This window comes from Bacillus sp. 1735sda2 (assembly GCF_024159245.1).
Classification (GTDB): domain Bacteria; phylum Bacillota; class Bacilli; order Bacillales; family Bacillaceae; genus Bacillus; species Bacillus pumilus_O.
Map to the genome: position 1 here is coordinate 3,726,021 of NZ_JAMYWZ010000001.1, position 21,513 is coordinate 3,747,533.

21 protein-coding genes and 1 pseudogene are annotated in these 21,513 nt (G+C 41.0%); 9 read left to right on the top strand and 13 right to left on the bottom strand.

The window, feature by feature from the left end; translation table 11 throughout:
• Positions 1 to 57: 57 nt before the first annotated feature.
• Positions 58 to 1,269: an FtsW/RodA/SpoVE family cell cycle protein gene (locus NKR21_RS19510; protein WP_012011666.1), complete on the bottom strand. Its 1,212-nt coding sequence runs from the start codon at positions 1,267 to 1,269 to the stop codon at positions 58 to 60.
• 476 nt (positions 1,270 to 1,745) lie between these two features.
• Here NKR21_RS19510 and NKR21_RS19515 point away from each other — a divergent pair, with 476 nt between their 5' ends.
• Entirely contained in the window at positions 1,746 to 2,012 is a 267-nt protein-coding gene (locus NKR21_RS19515; protein ID WP_003215279.1) for a spore morphogenesis/germination protein YwcE, read from the top strand.
• A gap of 78 nt (positions 2,013 to 2,090) precedes the next feature.
• Here the strand turns inward: NKR21_RS19515 and qoxD are convergent, their stop codons facing one another.
• The 8 genes from qoxD to NKR21_RS19555 all read right to left on the bottom strand — a co-directional run bounded on the left by qoxD (position 2,091) and on the right by NKR21_RS19555 (position 11,367).
• Complete coding sequence (gene qoxD / locus NKR21_RS19520; RefSeq protein ID WP_012011667.1) at positions 2,091 to 2,471, bottom strand: cytochrome aa3 quinol oxidase subunit IV; 381 nt, start codon at positions 2,469 to 2,471, stop codon at positions 2,091 to 2,093.
• Between the two features lies 1 nt (position 2,472).
• The gene (gene qoxC, locus NKR21_RS19525; RefSeq protein WP_012011668.1) at positions 2,473 to 3,090 is read right to left on the bottom strand and encodes a cytochrome aa3 quinol oxidase subunit III; all 618 of its coding nucleotides are present in this window, start codon (positions 3,088 to 3,090) and stop codon (positions 2,473 to 2,475) included.
• Positions 3,090 to 5,048, bottom strand: coding sequence for a cytochrome aa3 quinol oxidase subunit I (gene qoxB, locus NKR21_RS19530; RefSeq protein WP_144455281.1), 1,959 nt, complete (start codon positions 5,046 to 5,048; stop codon positions 3,090 to 3,092). Before qoxB ends, qoxC begins: the two co-directional genes overlap by 1 nt.
• Positions 5,049 to 5,075: 27 nt before the next feature.
• Positions 5,076 to 6,032: a cytochrome aa3 quinol oxidase subunit II gene (gene qoxA, locus NKR21_RS19535; RefSeq protein WP_088002709.1), complete on the bottom strand. Its 957-nt coding sequence runs from the start codon at positions 6,030 to 6,032 to the stop codon at positions 5,076 to 5,078.
• 516 nt (positions 6,033 to 6,548) lie between these two features.
• Positions 6,549 to 7,631 carry a M24 family metallopeptidase gene (locus NKR21_RS19540; protein WP_012011670.1) on the bottom strand — a complete coding sequence of 361 codons (1,083 nt, stop codon included), beginning with the start codon at positions 7,629 to 7,631 and terminating at the stop codon, positions 6,549 to 6,551.
• Between the two features lie 4 nt (positions 7,632 to 7,635).
• Entirely contained in the window at positions 7,636 to 9,156 is a 1,521-nt protein-coding gene (gene galT / locus NKR21_RS19545) for a UDP-glucose--hexose-1-phosphate uridylyltransferase (protein WP_012011671.1), read from the bottom strand.
• A gap of 34 nt (positions 9,157 to 9,190) precedes the next feature.
• Positions 9,191 to 10,183, bottom strand: coding sequence for a UDP-glucose 4-epimerase GalE (gene galE / locus NKR21_RS19550; protein WP_012011672.1), 993 nt, complete (start codon positions 10,181 to 10,183; stop codon positions 9,191 to 9,193).
• A complete protein-coding gene (locus NKR21_RS19555; RefSeq protein ID WP_012011673.1) occupies positions 10,183 to 11,367 on the bottom strand; it encodes a galactokinase in 1,185 nt (394 codons plus the stop codon). Before NKR21_RS19555 ends, galE begins: the two co-directional genes overlap by 1 nt.
• A 176-nt stretch (positions 11,368 to 11,543) precedes the next feature.
• Between NKR21_RS19555 and NKR21_RS19560 the strand changes: the two genes are divergently transcribed.
• Positions 11,544 to 12,389: an AraC family transcriptional regulator gene (locus tag NKR21_RS19560; RefSeq protein WP_012011674.1), complete on the top strand. Its 846-nt coding sequence runs from the start codon at positions 11,544 to 11,546 to the stop codon at positions 12,387 to 12,389.
• 35 nt (positions 12,390 to 12,424) lie between these two features.
• Here the strand turns inward: NKR21_RS19560 and NKR21_RS19565 are convergent, their stop codons facing one another.
• The gene (locus NKR21_RS19565) at positions 12,425 to 12,682 is read right to left on the bottom strand and encodes a hypothetical protein (protein ID WP_012011675.1); all 258 of its coding nucleotides are present in this window, start codon (positions 12,680 to 12,682) and stop codon (positions 12,425 to 12,427) included.
• Between the two features lie 27 nt (positions 12,683 to 12,709).
• The gene (locus tag NKR21_RS19570) at positions 12,710 to 13,093 is read right to left on the bottom strand and encodes a GtrA family protein (RefSeq protein ID WP_012011676.1); all 384 of its coding nucleotides are present in this window, start codon (positions 13,091 to 13,093) and stop codon (positions 12,710 to 12,712) included.
• Positions 13,094 to 13,549: 456 nt separating this feature from the next.
• On the opposite strand from NKR21_RS19570, the gene NKR21_RS19575 reads away from it, so the two are divergent.
• The 3 genes from NKR21_RS19575 (at position 13,550) to NKR21_RS19585 (ending at position 15,339) form a co-directional block, all read left to right on the top strand.
• Entirely contained in the window at positions 13,550 to 13,690 is a 141-nt protein-coding gene (locus NKR21_RS19575) for an anti-repressor SinI family protein (RefSeq protein WP_003215413.1), read from the top strand.
• Between the two features lie 298 nt (positions 13,691 to 13,988).
• Positions 13,989 to 14,678: a class I SAM-dependent methyltransferase gene (locus NKR21_RS19580; protein WP_012011677.1), complete on the top strand. Its 690-nt coding sequence runs from the start codon at positions 13,989 to 13,991 to the stop codon at positions 14,676 to 14,678.
• A complete protein-coding gene (locus NKR21_RS19585; protein WP_012011678.1) occupies positions 14,671 to 15,339 on the top strand; it encodes a glycosyltransferase family protein in 669 nt (222 codons plus the stop codon). Before NKR21_RS19580 ends, NKR21_RS19585 begins: the two co-directional genes overlap by 8 nt.
• A 279-nt stretch (positions 15,340 to 15,618) precedes the next feature.
• On the opposite strand, the gene NKR21_RS19590 is transcribed toward NKR21_RS19585, so the two are convergent.
• Positions 15,619 to 15,864: a hypothetical protein gene (locus NKR21_RS19590; protein ID WP_144455279.1), complete on the bottom strand. Its 246-nt coding sequence runs from the start codon at positions 15,862 to 15,864 to the stop codon at positions 15,619 to 15,621.
• Positions 15,854 to 16,981: pseudogene (locus NKR21_RS19595) on the bottom strand (response regulator aspartate phosphatase). The gene NKR21_RS19590 and the pseudogene NKR21_RS19595 overlap by 11 nt, the downstream one beginning before the upstream one ends.
• 740 nt (positions 16,982 to 17,721) lie before the next feature.
• Between NKR21_RS19595 and NKR21_RS19600 the strand changes: the two are divergent.
• From NKR21_RS19600 to NKR21_RS19615, 4 genes are all read left to right on the top strand, one after another.
• Positions 17,722 to 18,390: a hypothetical protein gene (locus NKR21_RS19600; RefSeq protein WP_012011682.1), complete on the top strand. Its 669-nt coding sequence runs from the start codon at positions 17,722 to 17,724 to the stop codon at positions 18,388 to 18,390.
• A 425-nt stretch (positions 18,391 to 18,815) separates the two neighbouring features.
• Positions 18,816 to 19,130, top strand: a complete 315-nt coding sequence (locus tag NKR21_RS19605) for a DUF485 domain-containing protein (protein ID WP_012011683.1) — start codon at positions 18,816 to 18,818, stop codon at positions 19,128 to 19,130.
• Entirely contained in the window at positions 19,127 to 20,668 is a 1,542-nt protein-coding gene (locus NKR21_RS19610) for a solute symporter family protein (RefSeq protein ID WP_012011684.1), read from the top strand. The genes NKR21_RS19605 and NKR21_RS19610 overlap by 4 nt, the downstream gene beginning before the upstream one ends.
• A gap of 491 nt (positions 20,669 to 21,159) precedes the next feature.
• Positions 21,160 to 21,498 (top strand): DUF4288 domain-containing protein, encoded by a 339-nt coding sequence (locus NKR21_RS19615; protein ID WP_012011686.1) that lies wholly within the window; start codon positions 21,160 to 21,162, stop codon positions 21,496 to 21,498.
• Positions 21,499 to 21,513: the final 15 nt, after the last annotated feature.

A 21,513-nucleotide genomic window follows, 5' to 3' on the forward strand; every position in this document is an offset into this window, starting at 1 on the left:
AAAAATTAAAACTCGAATGAAAAAAGACAGTCTATGCTTAGACTGCCCTTACCCGTTTTATTTAAATAAATAACTTTGGTATTTCGTTAATTGAACACTTGCGTTATAAGCAATTCCGAATCCAATGAGAACAGATAAGACAGAACTTCCTCCGAAGCTGATAAATAGGAGCGGAATCCCTGTTACAGGCATTACGCCGATGTTCATCCCAATGTTCTGGAACGTATGGATTACAATAAGTGCTGTATATCCTACACAGAAGAATGACGCAAATCGGCTATAAGGATGGATACGGTCAATCAGCACGACAAGCCGGTAGATCAAGAAGAAGAACATGATCACAACAAACGCACAGCCAATAAAACCAAAGGCTTCTCCTATAATGGAGAAAATCATATCTGTTTGTGCCTCTGGGACATAGACTTTTAAGTTTTTAACCCCATTCCCAAAAATCTGTCCAGCCCCAATAGCCATAATGGCCTGGTCTACTTGATATTTATCAGACCCAGACGAATCCTGAGTCTGCGCTTGGTTGGCTGATGTAGAGCTATCAGGCAGCCAAGCCGTAATCCGGTTAATCTGGTACTGCTGAATACCAATTGTTTTCGCAACATCAGGGAAGAGAATGATCACGGCTAACACAGCGGCAACTAAAAGCACAACCACAGAACCGATGAGAGAAATCAGCTTCCAATTGACCCCTGATAAAAACACCATCACAACGACAATAAACATACAAACAGCTGCTGTACCTGCATCCTGTAAGAAAATTAGCCCAACTGGAACGGCTGATACCCCGGCAATTTTTAATAGTAGGAAGATATCATCCTCTAATGTCCGTTTTCCTCTAGGGCTTGACTTACCGATGACAGATGCAAGCATCATAATCAAACCAATTTTCATAAACTCTGAAGGCTGAAGTGTTCCAACTCCTGGTATTACAAACCAGCTTTTTGCACCATTTTTAATTGGGGCAAAATCATGGCTTCCAATTTTTGCAGGAGCAACTTTCAGAAAGAGTAACAGCAGTATACCACCTATAAAAATATAGAGACTTAGCTTCTCTAATTGCTCCAAATCAAAGTAATTTATCGCTACAATACATATAACGCCGACCATGTAGTAAATAATCTGCCTCGTCCATGCATTAGATCCATACTGCCCAAATTGACCCGCAGCATAAATCGCAATGACACTAATGGCAAAGAAGGCTAAAAATATAAAAATTAAATCCCCTTGATAGTATGGAGATGTATTCCTCTTGTTCATGAACTAACCACCCTTATTACAAAACATAAAAGCCCTTATTTATATTAGATTGAAATTTTCACAAAAGCAACTCACCTTAAATATGACGGAAGATACATCCGAAAGGTTCCAATCATTTTTCAAAAAATGAAATACTTTTCATCCTAACAATAGGAAAAAATTCCTCTATACTCTTTTCATTCAACCGATCATGAGTCCTTTAAAAAGATTATTTTACAGATATTAAGGGGAAAATTCAATGACCTATGTGGCGATATGACAAGCAATTATTAAACCAACATAAGCTGTACGAAGAGAAAAAGAAAAATCCACCTTCTACGGAATAAGGCCCATTTTCCAATTATTGAGTTTACTTCAAAGTCAATTGTGGTATAATACTTGTAACAAAATGTTCACAATATCTCCTAAAAACAGACACAATTGCATCCTGACCTCTCATTTGAATTGAACATCAACTTACAAAGGAGTTGGATACGATGGATATGTTCTTTGCGTACCTATGTATTGCAACGGCTACACCCCTGTTTTTATGGTTGGAAAACAGAAAAATTGCACTTGCTTCTATTCCACCCATTATGATTATGTGGATTTTCTTCGGTCTTTACATGACAAGCAGTTTATCTCCAGCAGGACATACCTTCATGATCGCATTCTTTGCCATTAACGTCATTTTGGCACACATTGCAGCGTTCCTCATTTATGGACTTCCATTCATTCGTAAAAGATTCAGTAGCACCAGATAAATAACGCCCACTTATTGAAGGGCGTTATCAACATCAAAGATAAAAACCACTCACCTTTAAAAGATGAGTGGTTTTTTATTATTTCTCTGAATGCTCAGATTGCTTTGGCGCAGAAGGTGAATAACCGTCTTTGCTGTTCTCTCCGTGGCTGTAGTGAGCCGCAAAGATCCAAACAGATCCGATAACGAAGATAATCGCACAAAACAGACCAAACAATGTATTTCCGACTTGAACAGTTCCGTTCTCGCTTTCTGTCATGTGCATAAACATGAATAGCTGCAAGAACGCTTGAATGAAAGCAAAACCAAAGATAATCCATAGTTTTGCAGAACTGCCAATTTCAGCTCCAATAGCAATCCAGAATGCTAAAACGGTTAGCACGATGGATAGAATGAAGCCAACTACGTGTTTCCAAGGGAAGTGTTCGTGCTCTGCTGAGGAATGTGTTTTTCCAGCCATATCACAAAAGCCCCCCTAATCCGATCAAGTAAACAGCTGTGAAGATGAAGATCCATACAACATCAAGGAAATGCCAGTATAGACTTGAGATAAAAATCTTCGATGCTGTTTGTGGAGTTAATCCACGTTTTTTAATTTGGAACAAGACCCCGGTAATCCAGAAGATACCGATAGATACGTGTAATCCGTGAGTTCCTAAGAGTACAAAGAATGCAGACCAATACGCACTTGTATGGATGCTCGCACCCTCGTGTACATAATGGAAGAACTCAAAAAGCTCAAATCCAACAAATCCTGCACCTAGAAGCAGTGTAAGAATCGTCCAAATGACAACCCCTTTTGTACTTCCACGGCGCATTTCATGAACAGCAATCCCACATGTAAATGAACTAACCAATAGCAGGAATGTCATGATCAATACAAGCTTCATATCAAACAGCTCAGCTGGTAAAACGCCGCCAGCTGTTCTGCCATGAAGAACAAAGTAGGTCGCAAAAAGTGTTGAGAATAACACGATTTCCGCGCCAAGGAATATCCAGAAACCAAGAATGTTTAAACGTCCCGTTTCAGACTGATATTCAAGCGGTGCATTTGCATAGCTGCTATCATTATGTCCCATTACTTTTGCGCCTCCTTATTCTTTTTCTCTGTTTCAATCACTTCTTCAACAGGAATATAGTAGCCATCATCATATTCAAATGAACGTAAAATCATTGTTGCGAATACACCGATTAAGCCAATAACGCCAATCCAGTACCATTCAAATACAAGACCGAATGCTCCAAGTCCGAAGAATGCAGACATGATAAGCGGTCTACCTGAATTGTGCGGCATGTGAATTTTCTTGAATTCTTTCTCAGGATGAACGTCTACATTGTTTTGCTTCCAATTATGGAATGCATCTGGTGTTGTCACTTCTGGAAGTGCTGCAAAGTTATAATGCGGCGGAATTGCAGAAGATGTCGCCCAGTCAAGAGTACGTCCTTCTCCCCAGCTGTCTCCAGACACTTCACGTTTCGCGTGTCTCCAGCTGTAGTAAATGTTGTAGCAAAGGATGATGAATCCGACACCCATCATAAATGCACCAATTGTTGAAATAAAGTTTAGTGCAGTCCAGCCATCTTCTGGTCCGTACGTATAAATACGTCTTGGCATTCCTTGCAGTCCTAAGAAGTACTGCGGGAAGAAACAGATGTTAAATCCGATCATGAATACCCAGAAGAACCATTTGCCGATTCTTTCGTTTAACTTGTAACCAAACATTTTTGGATACCAGAAAACAAGACCAGCAAAACATGCAAAGACAGTACCTGCGATTAATACATAGTGGAAGTGGGATACTAGGAAGTACGTATTATGGTACTGGTAATCCGCAGCTGCCATCGCAAGCATAACCCCAGTGACACCACCGATAACAAAGTTCGGGATGAAACCAAGTGCCCAAAGCATTGGTGAAGTAAAACTGATACGGCCTCGATACATCGTAAAGAGCCAGTTAAAGATTTTCACACCTGTTGGTACGGAAATCGCCATTGTTGTAATCGAGAAGAATGAGTTAACCGCTGCACTGTTCCCCATTGTAAAGAAGTGGTGAACCCACACAAGGAAACTAAGAACAGAGATTGCCACAATCGATACAACCATCGCTTTGTAACCAAACAACTGTTTTCTTGAGAACGTCGCAAAGATTTCTGAGAAAATACCGAAAGCCGGCAGGATAACGATATATACCTCAGGATGTCCCCAAATCCAGAAAAGGTTCGCCCAAAGCATTGGCATACCGCCTGCTTCGAGTGTAAAGAATGCAGAACCGAATAAACGATCAAATGTCATAAGTGCTAAAGCAACTGTTAGTACAGGGAATGCGAATACGATGATGACAGACGTGATCAATGTTGTCCATGTAAACATTGGCATACGCATGAGCGTCATACCTTTTGTACGCATTTTTAAGATGGTCACCATGAAGTTAATACCCGTCATAAGTGTACCAATACCTGCAATTTGGAGCCCGAGCAAGTAATAGTTCTGTCCAGGTCCTGGTGAGAAATCATTTCCGGCGAGCGGCATGTAACTCGTCCAGCCTGCACTTGGTGATCCTCCAATAACGAAGGAAATGTTGAACAGCATCGCTCCGACCATAAATGTCCAGAAACTCAGGTTGTTCAAGTAAGGGAATGCAACGTCACGCGCACCAATTTGAAGAGGTACAACGACGTTGATTAAACCAATTAAAAATGGCATCGCCATGAATAAAATCATGATCGTACCATGCGTTGTGAAAATTTCATTATAGTGGTTGGAATCTAAAAACGTATTATTAGGAAGCGCCAGCTGTGCGCGCATCATCAGTCCGTCTACCCCACCGCGGAAGAACATAATCACAGCAGCAAGGATATACATGATCCCAAGCTTTTTATGATCAACTGATGTTAGCCATTCTTTCCAGAGCCATTTCCACTTTTTAAAGTAGGTTAAAACAAACACGATAGCAATGGAAGTAAGAGCGATAGAAATTTGCGCACCAAGAATTAATGGGTCTCCAGTTACAAAAAACTCATCCCATTTCAAATGCATAACGGCCTCCTCCTTTCCTTAGTCAGTTTATTCATTATCTAGTTTTCTTTTATAGTTCTTCACATTCTCGAAAGGATCTGTTTTGGAATGCGGAGAAACTGATTGGTAACCTAAACGTTTGCGTGCTTGGAGTGCGTATTCAGAATCCTCTCCATGCTTCGCAAAGGATAAATGTGTTGATGAGAATGTCTGCACATCTGCAGCATCAGGAAGCATCAAGTAGTCATACGTTTTCTTCGTTAACTTCGGTGCTTCTTTTTTCGTTTTGCTTACCCATTTATCATAGTCAGACTGCTTCATCGCATTGACTTTGAATTTTTGTTGAGCAAAGCCCTCGCCTGTGAAGTTGGCGTTTCTTCCTTCATATGTGCCAACTTGATCAGCTTGAAGATATTGTTCCATCTCCATTCCAGCCATCGCATACTTCTCCCCGCCTAGCTGAGGAATCCATAGTGATGCCATTGTATCAGCAGAAGTGATTTTGAATAAAACCGGCTGATCTTTTGGAATGTTTAAGTAGTTCACTGTCTCAATATTTTCCTCTGGATAGCTGAAAATCCATTTCCAATCAACAGCTGTAGCATAAACGACAAGAGGATCTTTATGGCTTGTTGCTTGAGGTGCCTCTTCCAAAGAGTAAATGGTTTTTACAGTTGGAACTGAAAGGGCAGCAACGATTAATATTGGGATCACTGTCCAGACAACTTCTAGAAGCGTATTCCCGTGTAGTTCTGGGTTATAAGAGGCGTTTCCAACGTCCTTACGCTCACGGTATTTAACCAAAATAATGGTAAACAATACAAATACCGCACCAACGATAAAGAGCATGAATCCGATGGATAAAAGGATTAAGTCTTTTTGTTGTGCTGCGACAGGTCCTTTAGGATCTAAAACAGCGATATTGCTGCAACCTCCTAATAGAAAAACACTCACGAGCATCGCTAATAAAAGCATAGGTTTAATGGCTCTGAACAAGAAGATCACCATCCTTCCTTAGATAATGTATAAATTGCTGAATAATTGTGAAAAGCCATCTGCCTTCGAAAACTTTTCTTCCCTTTGTAATGCTATCAAAATCTGTTAGAGTTAGCTTCCCTTTTTTCAAAAGTTCATTTATTTTTCAACAGATTTCTATTAAAATGTCATAAATTCGACATAAATTTATATTATTGCACACACAATAAATTTCTAGGATTTTGAAAAGTTGAGAGTTGAAGGCAAAGGACAAACAATCAAGAACTTTGTCAAATTTAGGTTTACCACAATAAAAAAGTTTGGTCAAATTTCAATTTAACTTAATGAAATTTTATCTAGGTAAACAATTTCGAAATAGGTATCCCCACATTTAACAAAAACCTTACTCATTTTAACGCAAGTTCACAAGAAAAGAAAGTATCGATCCTCTGTGTATACGCTGTAAGAATTGGTAATGATGCTGAATTAGTAGAATCTCTCTAAAGACTTCCAGCAAAAAACCGGCTCAGCGCCGGCAATCTACATTTATTCATCTCTCACTAAGATGTCAGGTCGTCTATAGATGTTCCCTTCATGTTCAATGTCCATGTACGTCCACTTGCCTGTATACGTTAAAAAACGGTTGCCCTCTTTTTCTACCACAATCGTATCCTCTGATTTCAGTCCAGGCAATGAAGGGTTCCATGTAAACACTTGATGCATCTGAATTTCTTCCTTTGCTGAAGGAACGGCAATGATTTCCCTAGATACAAATCCCGTTTTTCCCCCTTGATGGAGCTTTTTCCAGCTATCAGGGAAGCCCTCTCTTTCATACTGAGCAATACCTGCTTTCAAAACATCACCTAATGTTTTCCCAGGACGTGTGGCGGCATTCATGACCGTGTCAATTCGTGCTAGCCGCTCTTTGTTCTCTGCAAGCTCCTTCGGAAGCTGACCAAAGTAAACAGACCTTGTGACATTTGCAACGAGCCCGTGACGCTCCGCGCAGAGAACAACAAGCGCGTGCTTTTGAAGGGCTTTATCTGTTGGAATCGGGTGACGGTATTGATGGATCCGATCATCTGTTGCCACAAGCAGGACTTCTATCGTCATCCCTTGAGCAATGGCTCTTTGAGCAACAAGCGAAGCAATTTCGTGCTCGGTCTGCCCTGGAACGATTTCTTGACAGACACTTTCTACAATGACTGCTGTTTCATGACAGAGTTTTTCATATTGTCTGAGCTGTGAAGCAGTTAGGATCGAGCGAACATGCGACAAATCCGGTTCGATCCATTCGAATCCTTCCATTTGAATATCCGTCCCAATTCGTTTACCTTTTGTGAGTTCTTGAATGTATGGGGTCTCATCCTCATACCAATCCATTGTGACCACTTGAAACGGATGATCGACGTACGCCATTTCTTCTTCAATGATCCGCTTTTCTTCCATTTGATTCACAATGAGAACGATGTCGTCTTTTAAGACGAGTAGCTGGCACACACCCTCTGGCGTATTTAACACAATATGATTCCTTCTTCCGCCTGTCAGCCATGAGAAGTTATTTCGTTTTTGAATCAAAACACCATCAAGCTGCTTATCTTCCATTAGCTCTCTTACTTGTTCAATCATCTAATCACCTGCCTGTTTGAAGTGTTTGAATGAAACGGTTAAAAGCTGTTTTCCCTTGCTCAGTTCTTTTAAACACACCTGCCTGTGAGAGAATTCGAGAAAAAATAACACCAAGTTCTTTTTGTAAAATGGTTTGAGTATTATCCTCTGTAAAGGTGTTCTCTTCAAGCATCCGCTTTGCCCAAGCCTCGTGCTTCATGATTTCAGGACGGGCTTTGATTTCTTCAAGTGGACTTTCGGATAGTAAAGCCTCTTTTAATTGGCTTAATTCCTCTGCTAATCTACCAGGAAGCACAGCAAGGCCCATGACTTCAATTAATCCGATATTCTCTTTTTTAATATGGTGAACTTCTTCGTGCGGATGGAAAATGCCGTCCGGGTGCTGCTTGTTTGTCCGGTTATTACGCAGCACTAAATCTAATTCATAGTCATCCCCGTGACGCCGAGCAATAGGAGTAATGGTATTGTGAGGAGTCTCTCCTGTATGAGCGATCACCCCCACCTCTTCATCTGAATACAGTTTCCACTCATGTAAGATAAAATCTGCTGCGTCTGCGAGCGACTGCTGCTCACTGCTTCGAAGGCGGATCACAGACATCGGCCATTTCACAATACCAGCTCGCACATTTGGAAAGGCTTTGAGAGAAAAGACTTCTTCCATCTCTGCTTTTGCCATCGGAAATTCATGTGCACCGCCCTGAAAATGGTCATGACTTAATATACTGCCTCCGACAATCGGAAGGTCGGCGTTTGACCCGATGAAATAGTGCGGGTATATAGATATGAAGGAAAGCAGTCGTTCAAAGGTCTTTTTGGTGATGCTCATTGGTTCATGTTTGCCTTTGAACACTATGCAATGCTCGTTGTAGTACACATAAGGTGAAAATTGCAGAAACCACGATTCGCCTGAGAGTGACACAGGAATGATCCGATGATTCTGTCTCGCTGGATGATTGACCCTGCCCTCGAACCCAACGTTTTCTTTACAAAGGAGACAAAGGGGATATTGCTTTTGACTGAGCTTCTTCGCTTGAGCGATGGCTTTAGGATCTTTTTCTGGCTTTGATAGATTAATGGTGATCTCCAGCACGCCATCGTCTGTTGGTGTAAACCACTGTACATTTTTGGCGATCCTGCCTGTATGAATGTAATGGGCATGCTTCTGCATCTCATAGAACCAGCTCGTAGCAGCCTTCGGTCCCTCCTGCTTGCGCTTTTCTTCAAACTTCGCATAGATAACACTTGGAGGAGCCACCAAACAGCCCATAATTTTCGCATCTAGTAAATCACGATACGTATCCGTCCCCTCAGGAATTAGCCCTGTTTCTACTGCCCAATCGAGCATTGGCATTAAGATGTCTTCAAGGTCTTCTTCTCCTGGGACTGTTCTTGTTTCCGCTTCATCAAGCCTGAGCACCTCAAGCAATCGATTTCTCGTATATTCGATATCTAGTGATGTTATGAGCTTTTTATTGATCCCATATTGAATCAGCTGTTCCAGCTTTTCAAAAATATCAATCGCCATTCCCTTTGCCCCCTCTCTTGCCTGTCTTTACGTTTTATTCACTTTGATAGCCATCTGGATGCTTTTGAAACCAATCCCACGCACTCTGAATGATCGTGTGAAGGTCAGCATATTGAGGTGTCCATCCTAATTCTTGCAGCGCTTTTTCAGAAGAAGCAATCAGCTTTGCTGGATCTCCCGCGCGCCTTTTTGCCACTTGTGCCGGGATGGCATGCCCCGTGACTTTTCTGACGGCTTCTACGACCTGCTTCACTGAGAAACCTGTTCCATTCCCTAAGTTGTAGGTCGCACTGCCTTTTCCAGCACGCAAGCGGTCAACAGCTAGGATGTGTGCCTCTACTAAATCCATCACATGAATGTAATCTCTAATACACGTGCCATCCTCTGTCTCATAATCATCACCATAAATCATGATTTGATCTCGTTTTCCTAAAGCAACTTGCAAAATAATTGGAATGAGATGCGTCTCAGGCTGATGATCCTCTCCGACAAGCCCTTCTGTATGGGCACCAGCTACATTAAAGTAGCGAAGCACTACGTATTCTATTCCATACGCTTCTTCAGACCACTTCAGCATTTTTTCAATCGCTAGTTTCGTTTCTCCATAAGGATTTGTTGGGTTCGTTTCATCCGTTTCAACGATCGGTACCCGCTTCGGTTCACCGTATGCAGCAGCAGTGGAAGAGAAGACGATGTGCTTCACATCAAATTCATTCATGACTTGTAGTAAAGCAGTTGCTCCGCCAACGTTGTTGTCATAGTACTTAAGCGGGTCTGTCACACTCTCCCCAACAAGTGAATCTGCCGCAAAGTGCATGACCGCTTCTATTTGATGCGTTTTGAACACCTGTCTTAAAAAAGCGTGATCTCGTAAATCCCCCTTCTCTAAGACAGCTCCTTCCAAAACAGCTTCTTTGTGGCCTGTCTGCAAATTATCCACTACCACTACTCGTTCGCCTTTCGCTAGAAGAGCCGCCACCGCATGACTGCCGATGTACCCTGCTCCTCCACAAACTAAAATTGTCATTACACTTCCTCCTTCGTGAGTTCTCTTGCGCCGCCTCCAATTCCAGCTGTGTAAAAGGAGGCTTGAATGCCTGTTTTCTCTTGATACATCGCACCAGTTTCTTCTATAAATGACACCAGCTGCTCTTCTTTCACAATGCTGATCGTGCATCCGCCAAAGCCTGCACCTGTCATACGGGAGCCAATCGTTCCCGGGTGCCGCCAAGCGGCTTCAGCCAGTGCATCTAGTTCAAGTCCTGTTACTTCATAATCATTCTTTAATGAAAGATGAGAAGCCTTCATGAGTGCGCCTAACTTTTCAATTTTATCATTTTTCAAGAAATTTATCGCTCTTATGGTCCGCTCATTTTCCGTCACGACATGTCTTGCCCGTTTGCGGCAGATGTCATCTTCAATCAAGTGGGCAACCTCTGCAAATTCATCCGCAGTGAGCTCACATAAGTGGGTAATGTCGATTTTTTTCTGTAGATCATTTAAAGCGGATTGACACTCTGCCCGGCGCTCATTATATTTGGAATCTGCCAGTGTCCGCTTTTTATTTGTATTGGCGATGACAAGCGCAAGTCCTTCTTGTCGAAACGTACTATATTCGAAGGCAAGGGTATCACAATTGAGCAAAATGGCGTGATCTTCTTTTCCAAGGGCAATCGAAAACTGATCCATGATCCCGCAATTGACACCAATAAATTCATTCTCTGCACGCTGAGAAAGAAGAGCGAGTTGGACATTTGAAACGCCGAATGAATGCCATTCATTGATGAGAACAGCGGTGACAAGCTCTATGGAGGCAGAGGAAGACAGACCTGCCCCATTTGGAATATTGCCGCTGTACACAATGTCAAAGCCTTCTTCTATCTTCATTCCTGCTTCTATAAACTGTTTGAACACACCCTTCGGATAATTTGCCCAGCCGTCCGATTCTACGTAAGCGATTTCAAAAAGATTGAATTCTTTCACACCATCGCCCTCAAAGTTCAAGGAATACATTCTTATGCGGCCATCTGAACGTTTTGCACAAGCAGCATACGTTCCGAGAGTAAGCGCACATGGAAACACATGTCCTCCATTATAATCTGTATGTTCACCAATCAAGTTCACTCTTCCTGGGGCAAAAAAATAGCGAAGTTCTTCTCTATCTCCAAATTGCTGGTGAAATGCCGCGCGTAACGTACCGATCATATCCATTCCCCTTTTCTCTTCTGATACTATTTATTTTAGTTGTCACAGCAACATCCGTTCAATGGTAAAAAAATCGTTAAAAAATACCCTTTTTTTGCTGTGAATGGTACGATGTGATATGAGGTGTAACATGATTATAAATAGAAAAAGGTTGTTTTTTGCTGTGAAGGAGGGTTTCCAATTTGAAGAAAGAAGCATTTGCATTTCGTTTTCACCATTCTGATGTGACATTGCCGGCACAAATCTGGTCTGTTGGCTGGGAAGTTCAATCTTCTTCGTTATATAGCTGGAATGGCGTGGAGCGGAAGGATCAGGGCAAGTGCATTTTTCAGCTCACACTGTCTGGACATGGCATGATTGAAATCGGAGAAAAACGTTTCAAAGTATTGCCGGGTCAGGCCTTTCTCGTGAAAAGCCCTAGTGCCTACCAATATTATTTTCCAGAAGACAGTGAGCATTGGGAATTTCTCTATTTAACGCTTTACGGGGAATCCTGCGATCTTTGCTTTGACCAATTTATTGACCAAGGAAAGCAGGTCATGCGTTTTCATCCGAATTCCAGACCGATCCGCCTGCTCAAGACCATTTATGATGAAGCCAGTGAAAGACGGATTACCAATCCATTTGAGGGGTCTAGCCTTGCTTATCAATTTGTCATGGAACTGTATTCATATTTGCCAAAGCTTGAGGGACAAATGGAGAAATGGCCCGAGCCCATCGTTCAAGCTGCCTTGTTTGCCAGCCATCATTTTCACGAAGAAATTGGCCCAGACGATATGGCAGCTGCGGCACGTTTATCCAAAAGTCATTTTACGAGGGAATTCAAAAAGGCCACTGGCTTCACACCTATTCACTACCTAACCAATATTCGGTTAGAAAAGGCGGAAACGTTATTGAAAACAACAAAATATTCGATTGAAGAAATCGCCATACAGTGCGGCTATAGAAATGCGAATTACTTGAATAAAGTCTTTCGAAAGAAAATCGGCATGTCTCCAAAGCAACTGCGGGAAACAAGCGATGCATAATAAAAAGCAGCCGCTTTCACAATTGGCTGCTTCTTTTACGCTTTCGTCAGGTCAACATGAATTCTCCCTTGTCTTAAAACAATGGACATTTGCGTGTCAGGTGTCATTAAGTTTTCCAAAATGTCCGTTGCTGTTTGAAGCGCAATGTCCATTCGGTTGATCTTTTCCTTTTCTTGTTCCGAAAACGATTCTGGATGTGCGGTCATTTCTTTGACTAGCCTCAACACTTGTTCATGCTGCTTTTCTGTTTGCTGATATATGACGTCATATAATTCGTCTGGCCTGCTGCTCATTTCACATCACCTATCTTTTTTCATATGTTAAATCGCATCTTCTTTTGTTTTCTTGAAGACGAACCATTTACTGGCGACGTAATTCACGACCACAATCACAAAGTTGACAAGAATTTTTGCGACCGTTTCATTGAGCGCCATTTGGCTCACAAATAAAATCATCAGCCCCAGATCGACACCTAGAGACATGAGACGAACACTAAAAAATGAAGAAAGCTCACGCATAAGGCTTTTCGTATCACGAGCCTTTTGCTTGAAGACATACTTCTTATTGGTGATATAAGCAAAGAGAACAGCAAATACCCATGAAACAACTGTAGCTGTTTTATAATCCATGGAAAACATCTCAACGAATAAGTAGAAGCTGACTATGTTGACGATGGTTGTACACACACCCATCACAAGATACATGACAACTTCTTGATACTTTTGAAAAAGGCTATACATGTCTTTCTTCATTCCTTCTTGGTGGTTTCTGTTTCTTTTAGAATACCATCTTGAGAAGAACTTCCCAAACGAACAATATGTACGTTCTGCACAGATGAAATTTGTTCTACTCGATGGCAAATGTCAACCTAATTGGTTTATATAAGCCAAATGATTTAGGTCTTTTTCATTATTTTAATTTATAATCTTTTAACTGACTGTACAATTGTTTATTATTAGAAGTAAGAAATCAATAATTATGGGTTTTTTAGTCATTTTTTTAGGAACGTGGTAGGTGATAGATTTTACAAAATAGGTTAAATGTCATCATTTTTCGACAAAATCTATTTTGCGCTGTTTTCATCCACACGTACAGTTACTAGACGGTTTGTTCAAGTCATTGGTTGCAGATGAATATGTCTTATTGAACTGGAGGATATTATGGATACGCAAGTGAAAAGAAGAGTTGACGAAGAGTGGGTTTATTTGATTCAGGAAGCGAAAAAAATTGGACTAGCCATCGAAGAAATACAAGCTTTTTTAACATCCAACGGTGATCAGAAGATGATAAACAAACCGTAAATCAACGCCGTTATCCTTTGTCTTTCAGACTGCTTTGGCTAAAAGTTCTGACTTGTCAATTGACCTTTTAAAAATCCTTTCATGACGATACGCTACAGTAGAACACCCCTTCATACCAATCCCTTCCACTCATGGGGTTCTGTCTTTCTATATTAGGAGGACAGTCCGTTTCCCGTTCTTTATATGATCCCTTTTTAGCCACCATTCATGAAAATTGTCCTTCTCTCGTTATAAAACCAAGCTCCCCACCCATATATTAAGCATGAAAGCAATGAGAAAGCAGAAAGGTGGGTAGAGCGTGAGTTCAGAGTCCCTTTCCTATTATCACCAAAAAAAGGATCAGTATTATCATGGCGTGAACCCGGTCATTGTCAGCCGTATCCGCGCGGAATGGACGTCTTTATTGGATATCGGATGCGGCACAGGCAAGCTTGGAAAAGTCCTGAAACAAAAAGGACGGACCATTTATGGAATTGAATCGTTTGAGGATGCAGCAAAAGAGGCTGAACAAGAGCTAGATCATGTGCTATGCGGAAATATTGAACAGATGACGCTCCCTTACGAACAGGAACAATTTGACTGCATCATTTTCGGAGATGTCCTTGAACATTTATTGGACCCGTGGGCCGTTTTAAAGAAGGTCAAACCTTTCCTAAAAAAAGAAGGAGCCATTCTGTCATCCATTCCGAATATCGGTCACATATCAACCGTTTTAGAATTATTAGCCGGCAGATTCACTTATACAGATGCAGGATTAATGGATCAAACTCATTTGCGTTTCTTCACTCTTCATGAAATTCATGCACTCTTTCAATCAGCAGGCTTCCGTATTCGCGAACTCGAAACCATTCGCGTACAGCATCCTTCCTATGAGAGCGTGATGAGTGATTTACATGAATTACTCATGAAGCATGGCATTCGTTCAGATTTTCATGAGGCCGCTACCGCCTATCAGTATGTAGTTGAGGCGGTTCAGCTTCATGAGTAACCCCACCATCCTGTTTGTTTTATGTGTAAATGATGAGTCGATGTTTCAGGCTTGCTTTCGGCAGCTCGCTTCACTTCCCGCTCCCCATGGATATCATGTGGAGGTTTTGCCGATTAGACATGCATCCAGTATGACCTCTGCTTATAATGAAGCCATCACTCATCCAGCTCAGTTTAAAATTTATCTTCATCAAGATACATTGATTGTCAAACAGCATATGCTTCTTGAGTTGATCCCGCTTTTTTTACAGCATCCATCACTTGGGATGGTTGGGGTCATAGGTGCAGAAAGCGTGCCTGACAATGGGATCTGGTGGGAGAGTTCTGATTGCAGGGGGAAAGTCATTGAATATCGTCACGACACCTATCAACTGCTTTCATTTGAAAATGGTCGTCAACAGGCCGAAGCGCAAGATTATATCAACGCTTCAGCGATTGATGGTCTTTTTATGGCGACGCAGTATGATGTAAAGTGGCGTGAGGATCTCTTTGATGGTTTTCATTTTTATGATGTTTCGCAATCCTTTGAATTCATGCAACAAGGCTATGAGGTTGGCATTGCAAGGCAAGAAGAGCCTTGGTGCATCCACAAATGCGGAGATCATTTTGATGCGGAAGCATATGAAAAAGCGAGACAAACATTTCTTGCAAATTATCGATAGAAAGCACCCTTTTCGGGTGCACAGAATGTAGAGAAACTCATGTTTTTCTACATTCTTTTTATTTTCCATGTCATGATGTAAGGTGAGAATGAAAAAGGCTTCCCACACGTGTCTTGAAATGACCTTTTGGTGCTTTTGAAATCTTGTGCAGCTTTCAAGAAAAGGACACGGAGCACAAGCTTTCGGATCTGATTTATAGAATCGATAACCTTTCTGGGACAATAAAGCTGTCGAGATTTTCTCGACAGCCTGACAAATCCTAAAGGTCAGTTTAATTCATCAAGTAGATAACCTAGAATCACGTGTTCCAAAACGAACATCAAGATTTTCACTAGAACGGGTTCCATTCCTCACAGCAAAACCCTCAGTAGTAACGCTACTGCCTGTAGCATTTACAGTCAGATCAGTGGATTCTGGAGAAGTAGCATTTCTTGAATTCACATCAAAATCGACAGATGATAATGAGATCACACCTAGCAATGCTGTAGCACCCAAAAAACCAGTAAGAACCGTTTTAACATTCATATGAACAGTCGCCCCTTTGGATTTGTTTTCGGGCGTACATCACTTTTTCATACATTTTTACAGATTCATCCATACGCCCATTCTCATTATAGTACCGAGCCGCTTCGAGCGCTAGGTCTTCCATGTATGGATAACCCCTCTCATTCTCTAATTTTTCCAACGAGTTCAAGACTTCACTTAAGTTTGCTGTTTTTAAAAATAAAATTTCCAATAACATCAGCAACGATAAAAATAGATCATTTTTTCTATTCTTCGCTTCTTCCAAGCCTCTTTTGAAAAATCTTTCACCCTCAATAAATTCCTTTTGACTCAAATGAAATAACGATAATTCGTAATAAACCTATAGCAACTCTATAGCATTAATAGGCTCTCCTTCTAGAATAACCTGATTAAAATAAGCTAGCGCCCTATTAAAATCACCTAATCCTTTATAACAGCACCCAATATTAAATAATGACTTCACAATCATTGGCTTATTAGAAATTGCCTTAGATTTTTCTAAAGCTGACATTAAATGAGGAAGCGCTTTTTCTCTGCATTCAAAATCAATGAAATTACCTGCCATAACAGTTAAACAATTAATTTCACGAACCATATAAATCGAATGCGTCTTATAAGCCTTATAGGTATCATAAGCAAGAGTGACGTAATACATAGACATATGTGTCTGTTTCATGTGATAAAACACTTCGGACATCTTGTAATAGAATTCCGCTTTCTCTAGCTCATCAGCCACTTGTTCCAAACGTTTCTCAGCTCGCCTATAGAACATGATGGCTTTAACAAATTCGCCCATTCTAAATTCATACATCCCTTGGAAAAAGTTGAAATAGTATTCAAGAAAGCCCGCCATCTTTTTCCCTTGTCCTTCTACAGCTTTCAAATATTCAGAAGGCTCCAATGGTTTTTTAGAAGGTTGCACATAATCAAGCATCAATTGATGACGGAACTCCATCAACTGAAAATAAAGAACCGCTTGCTCATCTTCTTCCATGGCATCGATCTCTTTCCTAACCTCTTCCCTTAGAACCTCAGACTCTTTTACATTGAATCTCTTTATATGCTTGTACCATTCATTGATTTTAACCGCTACAACTGGAGACGGTATAGCCGCCATCTACAATCCCCCCTTACAAAACCAGTTTTAACTAAATGCTAGCACAAGATTTCCTAATAAAACCCTGTTTCTCCCTCGATATGTAAAATTTTCGGTATCTCGCAAACGTTTTTTAAGCAAGTAGGACACTAGACATATCGGTTTTTAAATGCTATCGCTGTTAACCCATTTAAATCCCATATAAGCGCATTTGCAGTATCACATTATGGAAAATCCCCGAGCATAAATAAAGGTGCTTAGTATCGAATATAAACGCTCTTGGTGGTGTTTTTGAAATAGACTCAATGTTTTTTAAGAAACAAAAGAACAGGCTCTGTAGCCTGTTCTTTATTATCAAGTGAAGACCATATTAAAGAACCTATATGCGGTCACCGCAACCCAAAAAGAAATTTTCCATTGAATTCCCAAAGGTGAATCAATCAATGCTAGGATGAAAACATGTCAAGAAAAAGGAGGGAGTACTATGACTTATGCTGTTTTATTTTTTTCCGCCGCCACTTAATAAAAGTCACTGAAAACACAAGAAGTAAAATCGCAATAAGCTTGAACATAAAGCGAGTGAAGAAAGTAGCATCTTCGAACTCCGTTGCAAAGATACAAGCTCCTAGGATTATCCCGATCATGCCCACTACCCAATTCCAAAACACATCAATCACTCCTAAATTAACTTTTTTTAAAAGAAAAGCATTTTTTATCCATATGTACATTATTGCACAAAAAACAAGGGGGAAATATCCAAAATGAAAAAGTTCATAATCGTGCTTTTAGGCCTGACGTTATTTCTAACAGTTCCATTACAAACCGTAGCAGCAATAACCCACCAACCTCAAGAAATTAAAGAATCTTATCAAACTGAAATTGAAGGTAAGGTACATACTTTCAATTCCGTGACCAAAGGCAGCACTCAAACAATAACGATTGATAATGGCGAACGAGTTGATACCGTCTCTTTTGACCGAGCAAAAAAAGAACTTCGTATCAACAATGAATTAGTTGAGTTAGAGGAATTTAAAGAAGCTGGAAAAGAATTAATCAATGAAGACAGCGAGATTAGCACAACAAACAAAGATTACCAATGGAGACTTGTAAAAAACTATAAAAACAAATTCAACATCACTGTTGCTATTGTCGCTCTTGTCACAGGTGCTATTTTAGCATTACCAACGGGGACCGGTGCTATAGCTGGCGCAGTCTTGACACTGAAAGCAGTAGCCATAATAGCTACAGCAGTAACATCCGCTTCAGGATCAACAGGTCAAAAAGTCTTTCATTACACATTCAAAACGTACTACAGCCCGAAAAACGGCTACTGGAACAACAAATTTGTCTTATCTGTCTACAAAGATTCAAAGCGTAAAAAGCATGTTAAAACAGTTTCACATACGACACGTCTTGGGAAAAAATATTAAAAAAGAAGCAGGCTTCATTAGCCTGCTTTTTCTCATGTTTATGTAATTCTTAATGTCAACATGCCAACTCGGTTGTTTTTGGATCAAGTAGTGGAGCAGTTATAACACTCCTCCTGACATGGAGGAATATTACCTGTAAATTTTTGATAATCTTCTATTTTTCGTTCGTACTTTTTTGTGTTTCGATAAACTGTGCAGCCCTTGATTCAGATGAATGTCCTTATGACTTTTTATATTTCTTACCGCTACCACAGAAATCCGGGTAAGCCAGTGCGAAGCAAAAAATACCTGAAGATAAAGTCATGTTTTAATTAGGCTCAAACACCCTTTCCGGGTGCCTTTTTTATGATATACTGTCATAAACAACCAGATCGTCTCATATGCATTGGAGTACCTTGTCCCTAATTCGTACAAAGGAGGAAACAATGGCAGACAAAAAAGTTCACTATAAGAAGGTTGCCGCTTCAGAGGATTTTCGAAAACTTCTCGAGGAAAAACGCAGATTTATCGTACCGATGACGATTTTCTTTTTTCTCTTTTACTTTTCACTTCCGGTTGCTACATCCTACTTCACCTTTTTGAACACGCCGGCAATTGGCGCGATTTCATGGGCGTGGTTATTCGCCCTCACACAATTTGTGATGACCTGGGTATTATGTGGACTTTATGCGAAGAAAGCTGCTCAGTTCGACAAATATGTAAGCGCTTTAAAAATTGAATCGAGAGGTGATGACGAATGAGCATGACCGCTTTTATTTTATTCATAGCGATCGTAGGGCTCACATTGGTCATCACGTATTTTGCTGCGAAAAAAACGAGCAATGCGAGCGACTTTTACACAGCAGGTGGAGGTCTGACTGGGTTTCAGAACGGACTTGCCATCGCCGGAGACTATATGTCTGCTGCATCATTTTTAGGAATCGCTGGAATGATCGCTTTGAATGGATTTGATGGCTTTTTCTATAGCATTGGCTTTCTCGTGGCGTATCTTGTCGTTCTTTACGTTGTGGCCGAACCGCTTCGAAATCTAGGTAAATATACGATGGCTGATATGATTGCTGCACGATTTAAACGCCCTGCCATTCGAGGGGTAGCCGCGTTTAACACAATCACAGTCTCTACTTTTTATATGATTGCACAGCTTGTTGGGGCAGGTGCATTAATCAAGCTGCTTCTTGGCATTGATTACTGGATTGCGGTGCTAATCGTTGGTGTCTTGATGACCATTTATGTCGTGTTTGGCGGCATGATCGCAACGAGCTGGGTACAGATCACAAAGGCTGTGCTTCTCATGCTAGGAACACTGATTATTTCACTGCTTGTATTTGCAAAGTTTGATTTTAGCCTGCTCAAGATGTTTGAGGAGATGAAAACAGCGACCCCGCTCGGTGGATCATTTCTTCACCCGGGAAATAAATATGATGTGCCTTTAGAGACCTTGTCTTTGAACCTTGCTTTAGTGCTTGGGACAGCAGGTTTGCCGCACATTTTGATCCGATTTTATACGGTGAAGGATGCCATTTCTGCGCGTAAATCTGTTCTATCCGCTACGTGGATCATCGGTATTTTTTATTTAATGACGGTTTTCCTTGGCTTCGGTGCAGCTGCCTTCGTTGGAACAGACGCGATTACAGCAGAAGATGCAGCAGGAAATATGGCTGCCCCACTGCTCGCCCAAGCCCTTGGAGGAGATCTGTTATTTGCCTTTGTTTCCGCTATTGCCTTTGCGACCATTTTGGCGGTCGTAACTGGTCTCGTCCTATCTGCTGCGTCTGCCTTTGCGCATGATTTTTATAGTCAGATCGTCCGCAAGGGGAAAGCGAGTGAACGGGAACAGGTGAAGGCCGCACGCTTTGCTTCTATCGGCGTGGCCATTCTTTCTATTATTCTTGCATTATTTGCCCAATCGTTAAACGTTGCTTTCCTTGTGTCACTTGCGTTCGCAGTGGCAGCAAGTGCAAATTTACCATTGATTATCTTCACTGTCTTTTGGAAACGATTTAATTCTACGGGTGCCATTGCAGGGAGCTTAGTAGGTCTGTTGAGCGCACTGATCATCGTCTCGCTCAGCCCAAGCGTCTGGGACCCATCGGGAGCAGCTATCTTTACAGGAGATCCGCTCATACCGCTGTCAAACCCTGGCATTATCTCGATCCCGCTCGGATTCCTTGCCGCATACTTAGGCACGATCTTCTCTTCTGAAAAAGCAGATGAAGACACCTTTACGGAAATTCAAGTAAAGGCACATACAGGGATGCATATGGATACTGATTCATAAGGAAGAGACGGCTTCATATTGTTGACAAAGGGCTAAAATGATCTTGATTTTAGCCCTTTCTCTTCTTTTCATTGTGATAGAAAATCTTTGTAGCCCTTGAAAGGACGAGTACTGGCGCAGAGCGAATTTGACATTTGTGAGCACCAGCACGCAGGACTGATTCCGAATGCGATGGTTTGTCTACACGCTGGAGCCGGCTTTTTTGTGTTCTTCTTTTCCTTAGTAAGGTATAAATTGACCCTTCAACTTATCTTTATACTTTTCTAATCTCGCAATTTTTCTACACGTGATAAGAGAGCATAAGGTGACGATGATCAACAAAATTTCATGTGTTTCTCCTCTGTTATCAATCACTTTCTTCATGACTATCCCCCCGTTATAGATCTATTTCTCCTACACTACGTCATTCATATGTTATCATTTTAGTCACATACTGGAAATCATTTCACGCGTGTACAATGAAAAGCTGCAAGAAAGAAGTGACATTACTTATGCGTCAGCTATATTCTGCCAAGTTATTATTTGAATCCATCTCATCACCAAGCAATATGCCCGATAAAATATTTGAAGAACGAATCATTTTGGTGCGAGCAAAAAACCATCGTAAAGTAAAAGATATCGTCAAAAAAAGCTTTCCAGAAGAAACCTTTGAGAATGCTGCAGGTGGACAAACGACCATAAAATTAGCAGCCATATTAGATGTCTTTGAGCTTATAGATCACTTAGATCAAGAATCGCTGCATTTAAGTGAAGTGTATAGCCGCCACCTTATTTTTGATAAAGAAACATCGGCAAAAGAAGCCATCGAGGCTTATTCTTTAGACAAATAAAAAAGCTGGCTGATG